The organism is Methylophaga sp. UBA678 (assembly GCF_002299105.1).
Lineage (GTDB): Bacteria > Pseudomonadota > Gammaproteobacteria > Nitrosococcales > Methylophagaceae > Methylophaga > Methylophaga marina.
Genome location: NZ_DBNG01000018.1, coordinates 21,675 through 34,851, shown reverse-complemented (window position 1 = coordinate 34,851; position 13,177 = coordinate 21,675). Strand labels below are relative to the sequence as shown.

General features: G+C 43.9%; 13 protein-coding genes. 7 read left to right on the top strand and 6 right to left on the bottom strand.

Features of this window, described 5'->3' with window-relative positions:
• Window positions 1-8: 8 nt before the first annotated feature.
• The 3 genes from B3014_RS09750 to B3014_RS09740 are packed head-to-tail and all read right to left on the bottom strand — an operon-like array spanning window position 9 to window position 2,641.
• Window positions 9-776 carry a heme ABC transporter ATP-binding protein gene (locus B3014_RS09750; protein WP_289244081.1) on the bottom strand — a complete coding sequence of 256 codons (768 nt, stop codon included), beginning with the start codon at window positions 774-776 and terminating at the stop codon, window positions 9-11.
• A 7-nt stretch (window positions 777-783) separates the two neighbouring features.
• The gene (locus B3014_RS09745) at window positions 784-1,824 is read right to left on the bottom strand and encodes a FecCD family ABC transporter permease (protein WP_286306097.1); all 1,041 of its coding nucleotides are present in this window, start codon (window positions 1,822-1,824) and stop codon (window positions 784-786) included.
• Between the two features lie 16 nt (window positions 1,825-1,840).
• Window positions 1,841-2,641: a heme/hemin ABC transporter substrate-binding protein gene (locus B3014_RS09740; protein ID WP_289244080.1), complete on the bottom strand. Its 801-nt coding sequence runs from the start codon at window positions 2,639-2,641 to the stop codon at window positions 1,841-1,843.
• A gap of 220 nt (window positions 2,642-2,861) precedes the next feature.
• On the opposite strand from B3014_RS09740, the gene B3014_RS09735 reads away from it, so the two are divergent.
• From B3014_RS09735 to B3014_RS09725, 3 genes are read left to right on the top strand one after another with little or no spacing between them, the layout of a single operon-like run.
• Window positions 2,862-4,856, top strand: a complete 1,995-nt coding sequence (locus B3014_RS09735) for a TonB-dependent hemoglobin/transferrin/lactoferrin family receptor (protein ID WP_289244079.1) — start codon at window positions 2,862-2,864, stop codon at window positions 4,854-4,856.
• A gap of 9 nt (window positions 4,857-4,865) precedes the next feature.
• Window positions 4,866-5,249: a heme utilization cystosolic carrier protein HutX gene (gene hutX, locus B3014_RS09730; protein ID WP_289244078.1), complete on the top strand. Its 384-nt coding sequence runs from the start codon at window positions 4,866-4,868 to the stop codon at window positions 5,247-5,249.
• A gap of 10 nt (window positions 5,250-5,259) precedes the next feature.
• Window positions 5,260-5,778: a HugZ family protein gene (locus tag B3014_RS09725; protein WP_289244077.1), complete on the top strand. Its 519-nt coding sequence runs from the start codon at window positions 5,260-5,262 to the stop codon at window positions 5,776-5,778.
• Between the two features lie 70 nt (window positions 5,779-5,848).
• Here B3014_RS09725 and B3014_RS09720 read toward each other — a convergent pair whose 3' ends face one another.
• Window positions 5,849-6,523 carry a TIGR04211 family SH3 domain-containing protein gene (locus B3014_RS09720; RefSeq protein WP_284452220.1) on the bottom strand — a complete coding sequence of 225 codons (675 nt, stop codon included), beginning with the start codon at window positions 6,521-6,523 and terminating at the stop codon, window positions 5,849-5,851.
• Between the two features lie 164 nt (window positions 6,524-6,687).
• Here B3014_RS09720 and B3014_RS09715 point away from each other — a divergent pair, with 164 nt between their 5' ends.
• Window positions 6,688-7,122 carry an arsenate reductase ArsC gene (locus B3014_RS09715; RefSeq protein WP_284452221.1) on the top strand — a complete coding sequence of 145 codons (435 nt, stop codon included), beginning with the start codon at window positions 6,688-6,690 and terminating at the stop codon, window positions 7,120-7,122.
• Between the two features lie 5 nt (window positions 7,123-7,127).
• Here B3014_RS09715 and B3014_RS09710 read toward each other — a convergent pair whose 3' ends face one another.
• Window positions 7,128-8,942 carry a GGDEF domain-containing protein gene (locus B3014_RS09710; protein ID WP_289244076.1) on the bottom strand — a complete coding sequence of 605 codons (1,815 nt, stop codon included), beginning with the start codon at window positions 8,940-8,942 and terminating at the stop codon, window positions 7,128-7,130.
• Between the two features lie 89 nt (window positions 8,943-9,031).
• Window positions 9,032-10,417 (bottom strand): OprO/OprP family phosphate-selective porin, encoded by a 1,386-nt coding sequence (locus B3014_RS09705; RefSeq protein WP_273178397.1) that lies wholly within the window; start codon window positions 10,415-10,417, stop codon window positions 9,032-9,034.
• A gap of 167 nt (window positions 10,418-10,584) precedes the next feature.
• On the opposite strand from B3014_RS09705, the gene B3014_RS09700 reads away from it, so the two are divergent.
• The 3 genes from B3014_RS09700 to groL form a co-directional block, all read left to right on the top strand.
• Window positions 10,585-11,109, top strand: a complete 525-nt coding sequence (locus tag B3014_RS09700; RefSeq protein WP_289244075.1) for an FxsA family protein — start codon at window positions 10,585-10,587, stop codon at window positions 11,107-11,109.
• Window positions 11,110-11,224: 115 nt separating this feature from the next.
• Window positions 11,225-11,515 carry a co-chaperone GroES gene (gene groES, locus B3014_RS09695; RefSeq protein WP_007143920.1) on the top strand — a complete coding sequence of 97 codons (291 nt, stop codon included), beginning with the start codon at window positions 11,225-11,227 and terminating at the stop codon, window positions 11,513-11,515.
• Window positions 11,516-11,561: 46 nt separating this feature from the next.
• Window positions 11,562-13,177, top strand: a 1,616-nt coding sequence (gene groL, locus B3014_RS09690; protein ID WP_289286957.1) for a chaperonin GroEL, incomplete at its 3' end; no start/stop codon positions are given.

The window sequence follows — 13,177 nt, the reverse complement described above, 5'->3', positions numbered from 1 at the left end:
TAAAGTCATTAAATTAGAACGTTGTTTCCTGCTTGAGTGATCAGTTTCTCAGGAACATAACCCCAGACCGCACTGACGGTATCAGATGTTAATATCGCCTGTGGTGAACCTTGAGCAAACATTTTACCCTGATTTAGCAACCAAATCTTATCGGCATAACGCGTTGCTTGGTTAAGATCATGCAAAATGGCCACGATCGAGAATTGTGATTCATGACTAAGCTGACGAACGAGTTGTAATAAATGATGCTGTTGACCTAAGTCTTGTGCTGATGTGGGTTCATCCAACAAAACAACAGGTGGTTTTTCGGCTTGTGATACCTGGAGTAATATTCGCGCTAGCTGCACGCGTTGCCGCTCTCCACCAGAGAGACTGGTAAAAAAGCGATCTGCAAATTGCCAGGTATCGGTTTTTTCCATCCAAAATCGTGTTTGCTGAGCTAACTCATCAGCAGATAGAGACAGCGGCGTCGCACCTATTGCCACGACTTCACTTGCACTAAAGGGAAAGGTTAATTGTGATGATTGGGGCAAAATACCTAAGTGTTTCGCACGCTCTCGACGAGACCATTCATTTACATTTTTATCATGCAAAAAAACATGACCTGAGCTAGGTTTCCACTCGCTAGTAATGGCACGAAATAAACTGGTTTTTCCTGCGCCATTAGGGCCCAGCACGGCAATAAACTCGCCCGGCTCAACATCAGCATGCTCGATATGGAGAATGGAGCGTCCACCATGAGCAATGTTGAGATGATTTAAAGTTAAACTGGTCATCGTCATCCTACAATGTACTTAAGCGCTGACGTTGCTGTAATAGAAGAAAAACAAAAAAGGGTGCGCCAATCAATGCTGTCACTAAGCCAACCGGAAGTTCGGCTGGAGCGAGCCAGACCCGTGCTCCCACATCAGCCAGTAATAACAGGGCCGCCCCTGCAATGGCAGATAAAGGTAATAGGCGTGTGTGATCTGGGCCTAATGTCATACGTATTAGATGAGGCACAACCAAACTGATGAAGCCAATAATGCCTGAGGCAGAGACGGCAATACCAATGCCAATCGCTGTCGCAATGATGAGTTGGCGTTTGAGTTGTTCAGTATGGATGCCTAAATGTGCCGCTTCAGCTTCACCCAGCAATAAGGCATTCAGGGCTTTGGCGTAATACTGATAGAAAAGTATCAAGCACAGGCAACAGCCAGCACATAACCACAACATAAAAGGTGTGGCGCCATTTAAGGAACCCATGCCCCATAAAGTTAAATCGCGTAATGCCTGATCATTGGCAATAAATGTTAGAAAACCAATCACGGCACCGGTAAATGCGGCGACCGCGACCCCGGCTAATAACAGAATAAGCACGGAAGTATTTCCTTGGCTGGATTGGGCCAGTCGATACACTAATAAACTGGTGACTAACCCACCCACAAAAGCCGCTACAGGTGTGGCAAAAACTGAGAAACTTACGGGAAATATTACGATGGCAAGTGCCGCCCCAAGCCCTGCACCAGAAGACACACCAATGATGCCTGGATCAGCCAAAGGGTTTCGAAACAAGCCTTGTGTGACGGCGCCACAGATGGCCAATAAGGCGCCAATAAACAAAGCTAGCAGCGTACGAGGCCAGCGAAGATCCCAGATAACGACCTTCTCATAGTCATTTAGACGGCTAAGATCGGTATGGAATAAACCGTCCCAGACAGTTAACAAACTCTGCCAGCTTGATAACTTCATGGGGCCAGATGTCAGAGATAAAATAATACCGATGACAAGCAGGCTGATCAGAACTGGCCACGCCAGCTTTCGGAATAGCGATTGGTAGGGCATAGTCACGAGTCGATGGCTAGTAGAGTTTATCTGCCAGTCGTTCAGCTTCCGCCAGAGCACCGAGGCTGAGCCCGGCAATTAAGGTCGCTGCATTCACACTCACTATCTGATTATTTTTAGCCGCTTGGCTATGTTGCAGTAATGGCTGACGTTTGACGAGCTTGTTAGCGCTATCCAAGCTGTCAGAACGACTACCAACCAGAATAATATCCGGATTGACGGCTAATAAGGCTTCAACAGAAATAGATTTGTAACCACTAAACTGGCTGATATTTTTACCGCCCAATAGTTTTATGAGTGCATCGCCAGTGGTATCGGTGCCCGCTTGGGATAAACCACGCTCACCAATATCGAGCAGGAATACCACAGTTGGCTTATGTGTCGGCTGTTTTTCTAGCAAGGCTGCCTGTCTTGTTTGAAGCTGTTCGATAAGCTCTTGCGCTGCTGATTCAGCATGAAGCCGAGAGGCTAACAGCGTTATATTTGTTTCAAGTTGCTGCAATGTCGTTGGACTATCAAGTTCGAGAACAGGAATATGTGCTTTTTTGAGAGCCGCGATAGCGGGGGCAGGCCCCATATGGTTACTTCCGATAACTAAATCAGGATGTAACTGGAGCAGCCCTTCTGCAGATAATGTTCGATGGTAACCTAAATTTTCAACTGGCTGAGATAACAATGGCTGACTGGTTAAGTCTGCAGCAACAATACGTTCACCCAATCCCAAATTAAGCAAAATCTCGGTGGCATTGCCATCAACACTGACTAGGCGCGAATTATCAGAATCCGCATAGCTGGTTGAGGCTGTGAGTAAAGCCATCAGTAAAAGCCATAGTGAGCCGAAAAGAGAAGGGAATATTTTATTCTTCATCATATAAAGTTCAGTCGATATATTAGTCATAGTGAAAAGGGGGATACACAACGCACAGCATTCTACTTGATATCTGCTAAATTGTTAATCTATATGTAAATGATAATTGATCTCATTATCGTTAAATGGTAATTTTCTCGACATATTTTTCAAGTCAGGAACAATTACGATGAAATTAAGAAAGTTAGCCTTGCTAATGCAGGTGCCTGTTTTATTGACAGTAAGTGGTGGCGAAGCCTTTGCTGCGGAACAAAGCCTCGATGAAATCACGATCACAGCGACAAGAAACACTGACGGTGATAGCTCAAGCCGCAATATCAGTGTCGTGAGTCAGGATGATATTGCACGACAACAAGCCACTTCTGTTCCTCAAGTTATTAACTATTTACCTAATGTCACATTAACTGGTGGCCCTCGTGAACAAGTTCAGGGAGTCAATATCCGTGGCTTGGGTGGAAACCGTGTTTTGCAATTGATTGATGGGGTTAGACAGAATTTTGAATCAGGTCATCGACCTACGTATTTTTTAGACCCATCACTCTTAAAAAATGTTGAGGTACTTCGAGGGCCGAGCAGTTCTTTATGGGGGTCAGGTGCGTTAGGTGGTGTTGTGTCACAGAATACTATTCATGCGGCTGATCTCTTGGATGGAGATAATCTGGGCGGCTTTGTGAAACAAGGTTATCAATCAAACGGTGATAAGTGGACAACAACCGGTGCTTTGGCTAGTCGTTTTGGCAATGTTGATTTGCTGCTATCGGGTTACTATCGTGATGGCAATGACTTGGAACTGGGGAATGGCGATGATCTGCAAAACTCAGCAAATCGCGACAAAGGTGTGTTAGCTAAGCTGGACTGGTTTATCGATAGCGATCAAATGGCGACATTTAACTTTCGTCGCTCGTACAATTACGGTGGCATTCCATCAAATGGGGCAGCAGATGTTTCCACATCAAACTTCTTGATAGATAGAAAAACGCAGACAGATCAAGCGTCATTTGACTATCAATACAATCCTAACAACCCGTTGTTGAATACCAAGCTTACTTTGTATTGGGATCGTACTAAAATGGATGAAAGTCGGACTTCGGATGGACGCTTTGATGACACTGAAATTCGGACAGTGGGAATGAATATTCATAACCGTAGTGAGTTTGGTGAAATAGCTGTTATCTACGGGGTGGATGGATATCAGGATAAATTAAATGCAGATCGCGGTGGTGTCGATAGGCCATTACCGCCAACGGCAACGACCGATGTATGGGGGGCCTTTTCAGAGATTCATCTTCCTGTAGCAGAGAAGTGGCATGTGGAGTTAGGCGCTCGCTATGATTATTTCAAAACAGAAGCAGAAAACTTAAACGAAGAACACAGTGATAATGCGTTTTCTCCATCTGCTGCTTTAGTTTGGCAGCCAACCGATCTGTTAAATGTCGCATTACGTTATGATGAAGCTTTTAGAGCACCCTCATCCGAAGAGCTCTATACATCTGGAACGCACTTTTGTATGGGGCCAGGATTTTGTAATACCTTCCTTCCAAACTCGGATTTGAAGCCAGAAGAGTCTCAAAACTGGGAGTTAATGACTCAATATACAATGGCTGATGTGTTGAAATCGTCTGATTCATTAACGTTAAACGCTAATATTTTCCATAACGATGTAGATAACTTCATCGAACAACGAGTTGATGACCCGGTCTTTTTCCCTATTCCCAATCCAGGTAATACCTATTACAGAAATATTGATAAGGCAGAGTTGCAAGGTTTTGAGCTAGCCATGAATTATCAATTGAATACATTCAATGTCCTATTGAGTTATGGCCAAACCAGGGGGCAAGATAAGAATACGGGAGAAGCCATCTCGTCAATCCCTGCAGATAAATGGGTATTGGATATGAATAATGCTTGGCTTAAAAATACCCTCAAAACAGGTTTGAGGCTAACGCGGATTGAAAGTCAGAAGCATCGACCGAATGATATCAATACTGACTATGAGCACTATACCTTAGTGGATCTCTACACAAGCTGGACACCGAAAGATGTTAAAAACTTAACGATTGATCTGACTGTGAATAATTTGACTGATCAACACTATCGTGTCGCATTTCAACAACTCTATATGCCGGGCAAAGATATTCGTCTCGGTGTGAAGTATGATTTTTAAGGAGCAGCTATGTCTAATGAAGTAACAATGCCAGGTGAGCAGGCTCAAGCATTACTCGAGCAACTGGCTGATTGGGGTACGATGACGACCATCGTATTGCATGGCGGCAGTGTGTTTGAGTTTATGGGGCCTTTTCCGAAAGGCTCTGTAGCGGAAGGTTTTTATAATTTATCAGGTCCGGTGCCAGGCTTTCATGGACACTTAAATCTTAAGTTAGTAAACAATATTCGTTTTCAAGATAAACAGCATCGTGGTCGAGAGAGTTACGCGTTTGTTTTTGAAAATGCCGAGGGCGAGGTGATTTTTAAAGTCTTTCTTGGCCGAGATGAAAAAGGCGAGTTGTTAGCAGAACAAAAACAACGTTTTCTGACAATGCAGCAACAATATCAGTGAGAGTAGAGTAATGAATAATAAAGGGTTAGAAGAGAAAATCAGTCAAGAGATTATGGCGATGGTCAACAGCAGAAAAAGTCTGCTGCTATCCTCATTAACCGAAGAAAATGAGCCTTATGCTTCCTACGCGCCCTTCGCGGTGGGAGATGATTGTTTATATGTATTGATCAGTGAAATCGCGGTTCACGCTAAAAACTTGCAGCATCACCCCAGAGCCTCAGTATTAATTATTGAGGATGAAGACTCTGCTGCGGAGTTATTTGCTCGTCTTCGTGTTCAGTACAATGTGACCACAGAACTATTGCCTGTCGATTCTGCAGACTGGAATGTCGGTATTCAGTGTTTAACCGATCGTCATGGCGATCGCATACAAAACCTAAGTCAATTGAGCGACTTTAAGTTATTTAAGCTAACCCCTATCGGTGGCCGTTATGTGAAAGGCTTTGGTAAGGCGTATCAGATTGATGGTGGCTCTCTAGCTGGAGAAGGCTTGTCTCACCTGAGAGATGGACATAAAAAACGTGCTTAATAGACTGGCTGTATGAAGCAAAAAAGGACGCTCGATGCGTCCTTTTTTTTGACGAGATAATAATCTGTTATCAGAGGCTGCCCCAGCTATCCTTTTTACGAACTTTCAGTCGCGGTAGGATGATGCCCAACAAGATACCTGCAAATAAAACAGCGGCACCTATAAGGAACCAGCTTCGGGTGCTGTTATCTTTCAAGGCATTGTTTTCGATAACTAATGACTGGTTCTCATGATCAATTTCTTGCAGTTTTTCTTTCAGTTGACGATTTTCATTATCTAAAGCCACAGCATTTGATGCGGTACGACGGAGGTCGTCCAGTTCTTTGCTCAAACGTTGTGACTTTTCTTTCAACGACATGTTTTGTGTATCAACGTCGGAGTTTTGATTACTGAGTGATGAAATTTCTTCTTTGTATTTAGCGATTTCAAGTTCTAAATTGGCCACACGCTTTTGACTGGCTTCAAGTTGGTCACGAGCACTCGGTGTGTTGGTCAGATAACGGGTTAACACCCAGCCTTCAACGCCATCTGTCGTTCTGACTTTTGAATAACCTGCTGGATCCGTTTCCAGTACTTCGAGTCGTGTACCAGACTCGAGCATTTTACGGATATTGAACTTCACGCCTTGACCATTACGCATGGTGATTTCGAGCTTATCAGATACATAACGTGTGGTTTGAGCTTGAGCTAGGACGGGAGTCAACAGTGCCGCTGAGATGAGGATGTGTGCGATCAGTTTTTTCACAATGGACGTCTTTATTCTTTGATAAACAGGCATTTTAACAGAAGCGATGCTGTTCGCTTCAAGTCTGAATTAGTAATTAACAATAAATCAGAATGTTATGTCGTCGTAACGGCGTTGTCATATTGGTTTGTTAAGGTCGGCCTGCTATAAAGAAAGGGTTAGAAATGGAAAAGATTAGAGTCATGTTTTTGTGTACTGGCAATTCGTGTCGGTCACAAATGGCTGAGGGCTGGGCAAGAGCATTGGCCAGCGAAGAAATTGAAATAAAATCGGCTGGTATTGAAGCACATGGACAAAACCAACGTGCCATCAAAATTATGTCTGAAGTCGGGATTGATATTTCTCAGCAGGAATCGATTCGTGTGAATGGTGAAATGCTGGAATGGGCTGATTTGTTAGTCACACTATGTGATAACGCTGAGGAGCAGTGCCCTCTACTCAGCCCTCATACAGTTAAGGTGCATCTGCCTTTGCCTGATCCGGCCAAGCTGCGGGGTAGTGAAGAGGAAGTGATGGCGATCTTCCGTGAAACACGTGAGAAAGTACGTCAGCGTGTCGAGTTTGTACTCGAACAGGTTGCTTACGAAGCGGCTGTTTAAGCTGATTATTTCTCCGTGACCAAGCGTATTTTCGGTTTCTGATTAATCATATTTTTTTCTGTCGCCTCTAGCTGATAGAGACTGTTACCAGCTATTCGTTTAGCCATTGATTTTGCCTTACTGGCGTATTCGGTCAGATCAATCTCTGCCTGGATATTCGGGAAGTCTAAAATACGCACAGCACCTATCGATAAGCTAAGCAGTGAATAAAAGGTTTCATTGCCATGGCGATCAACCGCATTGATGCCTGCTTGTTGCAGATGACGCAAATTGTATAGCTGTGGGTAAAGTGCCTCAAATGCTTCTAGAATCTTTTGGCAACGCTGTCGCCAGTCTTTACTTTCAAACAAGATGATAAAATCATCGCCACCCACATGCCCAACAAAGTCGATTTCCTGGTCGACATGTTCAGTTAATGTTTTAGCTGTGAGGCTAATCACCTTATCGCCTTTACCGTAACCATAAATGTCGTTGTAGGGTTTGAAGTTATCCAAGTCAAAATAGCAGACAGTGACATCCCGATTTTGCTCGATAATCTCACGGGTATGTTCACTTAAAGGCACATTTCCTGGCAGACCACTCAGCGGGTTGGCATGGCGAGCCATGGTGATTTGCATATCGGTAATCTGACGTAGCAAGTCCATTAAACTACCTACACCGCGATAACGACCTTGCTCAGTAATGACGAACGCACTGTGCTGGTGATGTGCTTCCTGGCTGGTGATTTGATAACTAAGTTTTTTCAATGGCAGCTCAGTTTCAACCACGATAGGATTTTTATCCATAAAGTCTTTTATGGGTTTTCTTCCGTACAGTTCACGACCAAAACGGCTGGCGTAAAGTGTCATAAAATCATCGCGCCACATGATACCCACGACACGATTATTATCATCAACTACCGGCAACGCATTCAGTTTTAACGCTTTCTGAAAACGATCAGAAATATGCTCAATGGTATCGTTATGTCTGACCGGATCTAAATCTGTCAGCAAGCTGCTAACAAGGGTATTCGCTCTTGGACGACCTGTTCGTTGTATCGTTGTTTCTTTGCGTTGGGCAAACAGACTGTTATCGAGTTCTTTTTGTGGATTACGATTAGGACGGCCAAAGTAATAGCCTTGTACAAAGCGCATATCCAGACTTTGTGCGGTGATATATTCCTGACGAACTTCAATGCCTTCACCAATCACCTGGCAGCCGATACTTTGAGCAATATCAATCATGGACTGCACAAATTGGCGCTTTTGCCGATCTTCATGAATATTCTGCATAAAGTGGCGGTCCAGTTTCACAAAATCAGGCTTGAGTTCAGACCAGGTGCGTAAGCCAGAATAGCCCGCGCCCAAATCATCAATCGCAATCGAAAACCCCATATCGCGATAATGTTCAGTGGCTGTTCGCATTAATTCATAGTCATCAATCGGATACTGTTCAGTGAGCTCAATGATGACTTGTTCTGCTGATAAACCAGCTGACTCAACATATTGTAAAGTCAATCCGTGTGGATAATTATTATCCAGCAGAGCAACAGGCGTCGTATTGATGAAGAGTTTTTCTTTCAGGCCGAGTTGACCATAGCGTTTGATCGCCGTTTCTCGACAGAGTAAATCCAGCTCAGCCAGACAATCATGCTTGAGAGCGGTATCAAATAAGGTCACAGGCGAATGGAGGGGGCCATCAGATGGACCACGAATCAGTGCCTCATAACCAAAAATCTGTTGGTTGTGTAACGAGATAATAGGTTGAAACAGAGCTGTCAGACGTCCATGACTGAGAATTTCCTGTAATGAGTGATAGTGGTGTAATTCTTCTTGCGTCATCGTCTTATCTTCTCTTGCTAATATCTCCTAATCAGAAAAAAGCCCCACCCTGGGGTGAGGCTTTTATCAGTGCTTTCCAGTGTTAAGACCTACCAGAATGCTTGCGCACGGAATTTAAGTGCAGATGGTTCTGCATCTGAACTTGCGCCATCGACAGTCAGATCGGTAACTTTGTCGTAGTTCAGCATTAAACGAATATTTTTACGTGGAATGTAGTTCACACCCAATGTAAATTTATCTGCTTCGTCTTCAGTTTGTACACTTCCGCCGACTAAACCTTCGGTTTCAATGTTTTCAAAGCGAGCAACTAACTGCCACGCACCATATGGAGATTTAGGTGAAACGCCAGAGTTATAACCTTTTTTCCACTTGTAAGATTCACCCGTCAGGAAGTAACCAGCTTCAACTGAATAGCCAGTGAATTCTTGATCTGAGTTTGAGTTACTTTCAGCTGTGTAGTCTACGTATTCAGCTAAAGCGTGGAATGGGCCATAGATACCTAAAACATCAGCTGTGAATGCTTTTGAGCCATCATAATCTGCTACAGAAGTGTCAATTGGACGCTCTGAAGTAATGTGGCTAACAGCACGTTGACGGTAGCGGAATGAACCATCACCGTTACCACGGTTCAAATAACCCAAACCAACTTGTAACATGTGTTTGCTGTCTTGCATAAATGGTACGAATGAACCGCGAACTGCCCATGTATCTGCATCATCTACATCAGTTTCACCACCGTCGATTTCACCGCTTGTTAAAGATGATGCTAATAACCAACGATAATCTTTGTCATTCAACTGGAATGCAACACCACTCTCACGAGCAGGTGATAAAGCTGAATCAGCATAGAATGGGCGATCAATAAAGCTCATGTATTTAGAGCTAGCTTTAGTGTTATAACCAAAAGCTATGTGAGATTGACCAAGTTTTACACCCCATTTGGTGCTGTCGTTTAGTTTGTTGCCGTAACCAACATAAGCATCTTTAATTGATGCATCACCGCCAGCAAAGTCAGCTTCAAATTTGTAGCTCCAGTCATAAATCGAACCTTGGAAACCCAAACGTGCACGACGTAATTCAGTTCCTCGACCTTCGTTATCACCTACACCTGCAGTACCATCGTATAAACCATCATTGTCTACAGAGATGGCATCCCACATCACACGACCGATAGGTTGGAATTCCCAGTTACCTTCTCTGTCTGCAACAACTAACTTGCCATCAGTGGTAATTTTTGGCATATCTGCAGTTGCTTCAGCGACTTGTTTTTTCACTTCAGCTTGAGCAGCTTCAGTTTTTTCTTGATCAGCTGCTGCAGCGTTTTTCAGCATGTTGTAGTCTTCTGCACTGATGGTGCCTTTGTCACGAAGGACTTTTAACAGGTCAGCCATCGCTTCGTTGTTTGCCTGAGCAGGCAACATTGCTGCACCAAACAAGGTACCGGCAATTAATAAAGATGTTGTTTTCAATTTCAAGGGACTATCCTCTAGGTTGGTTTATCAATTCGGTAAGAGCCGAAGTCCCGCACACCTTAGGCTTGTTATGTTTCAGCATGATGAAGAAAACGTTACAGTTTTGTGACATTGATACAAAAGCTGACTTTTGTTGTATTTAAGCGACAATGGTGATCAGGCCTTGAAATATGGAAAACCGCACCAATATCCATCTATATAACCATGCCTTTGGACGTCCTATGTTTCGAATTTTATTACTGATTTTTTTAATTATCCCCATCGTTGAAATCTATGTGTTGATACAGGTTGGCGATGTGATTGGTGCATTACCGACTATATTTATGGTGGTGGCCACCGCTGTTCTAGGTGCGTTTTTACTTCGTTTACAAGGTTTTCAAACATTACAACGAGCACAAAGCTCCATGGCCAGCGGTCAAATTCCTGCCACAGAGATGTTGGAAGGGGTGTGCTTGGTTATCGCTGGGGCGATGTTACTAACCCCCGGGTTTGTCACCGATACCTTTGGTTTTTTGCTACTAGTGCCAGCCGTCAGGCAGAGTGTGATTAAACAATTAGCCAAGAATAGTCGTATTTTTTACACACAAAAGCGTGGTGATGCTTTTTCACAACAACGCTATCGATCAGATTATCGTGAAGGTGATGTGATTGATGGGGAAGTGGTCGATGACGATGATAAACATCATCTTCGATAAAAATTTTTAAATTTTTTTGCTTAGCCCCCTTGAAAGCGGGTTTTGTAACCCCATTCTATGAGTTCCCTACAATTTAAGTTAGTCATTAATAGACATTTTTTCGGAGGAAATACAGATGAATCTTCGTCCCCTTCATGATCGTGTGATTGTTCGTCGCATGGAAGAAGAAACAATGAGCGCTGGCGGTATCGTTATCCCTGATAACGCCGCAGAAAAACCATCTCGCGGTGAAATTCTTGCTGCAGGTGATGGCAAGGTTACAGATTCAGGCGAAGTTCGCCCTTTGGCGGTAAAAGTGGGTGACAAAGTACTGTTTGGCAAATATGCCGGTACTGAAGTTAAGGTTGACGGTGAAGAACTGTTAGTCATGCGTGAAGATGACATTGTTGCTGTTATCGAAGGCTAATCCCTGGATTCATTTGCTTTATTAAAGAATAAGAGGAATAACTACAATGGCTGCTAAAGAAGTCAAATTTGGTGCAGACGCACGTCAGTTAATGGTTAAAGGTGTGAATACACTGGCTAACGCAGTAAAAGTCACACTGGGACCAAAAGGTCGCAACGTTGTTTTAGATAAAAGCTTCGGTGCACCTACCGTCACGAAAGACGGTGTTTCAGTCGCGAAAGAAATCGAACTGGAAAACAAATACGAAAACATGGGCGCCCAAATGGTAAAAGAAGTGGCTTCGCACACTTCTGATGCTGCTGGTGACGGTACAACTACAGCGACAGTTCTAGCACAAGCTATTCTGCGTGAAGGTATGAAAGCCGTTACTGCTGGTATGAACCCCATGGATCTGAAACGTGGTATCGACAAAGCAGTTCAATCTGCGGTTGAACAACTGCGTACTATGTCATCACCATGTGATGATGATAAAGCGATTGCTCAAGTCGGTACTATTTCAGCTAACTCTGACGCTTCAATCGGTAAAATTATTGCTGAAGCCATGCAAAAAGTCGGTAAAGAAGGCGTTATCACCGTTGAAGACGGTAGCGGCTTTGAAAACGAATTAGACGTCGTTGAAGGTATGCAGTTTGATCGTGGCTACCAGTCTCCATACTTTGTTAACGACCAACAAACTATGACAGCAGAACTGGAAGATCCGTATGTGCTGTTATTCGACAAAAAAATCTCAAACATCCGTGATTTGCTGCCAACTCTAGAAGCTGTCGCGAAATCTAGCCGTCCATTATTGATCGTTTCTGAAGATGTGGAAGGTGAAGCGTTAGCCACACTGGTTGTGAATAATATGCGCGGTATCGTGAAAGTCTGTGCAGTTAAAGCGCCTGGCTTTGGTGACCGTCGTAAAGCGATGTTAGAAGATATTGCTGTTCTGACTGGTGGTACTGTGATTTCTGAAGAAGTCGGTCTGAGCCTGGAAAAAGTGACTTTGGATCACTTAGGTCAAGCGAAGAAAATCACTGTCAGCAAAGAAAATACCACTATCGTTGATGGTGCTGGCCGTGCAGATGAAATCCAAGCACGTGTTGAACAAATTCGCACACAAATCGCTGAATCTTCTTCTGACTACGACAAAGAAAAACTGCAAGAACGTGTCGCTAAATTAGCTGGCGGTGTAGCTGTTATCCGTGTTGGTGCGGCTACCGAGATGGAAATGAAAGAGAAGAAAGCACGCGTTGAAGATGCGTTGCATGCTACTCGTGCTGCGGTTGAAGAAGGCGTCGTCGCTGGTGGTGGTGTTGCATTGGTTCGTGCAGAAAGCTCTCTGGGTGAACTACGTGGTGACAACCATGATCAAGACATGGGTATCAAAATTGCGCGTCGTGCAATGGAAGAGCCTTTACGTCAAATCGCTACAAACGCGGGTGCTGAAGCATCTGTTATCCTGAATGAAGTTGTTGCAGGTAAAGGTAACTATGGTTACAACGCGGCAACAGGTGAATACGGCGATATGATTGATATGGGTATTCTTGACCCAACTAAAGTCACGCGTACTGCATTACAAAATGCAGGTTCTGTTGCTGGTCTGATGCTGACAACAGAAGCGATGATCGCTGAACTGCCAAAAGAAGATGCACCTGCAATGCCTGATATGGGCGGCATGGG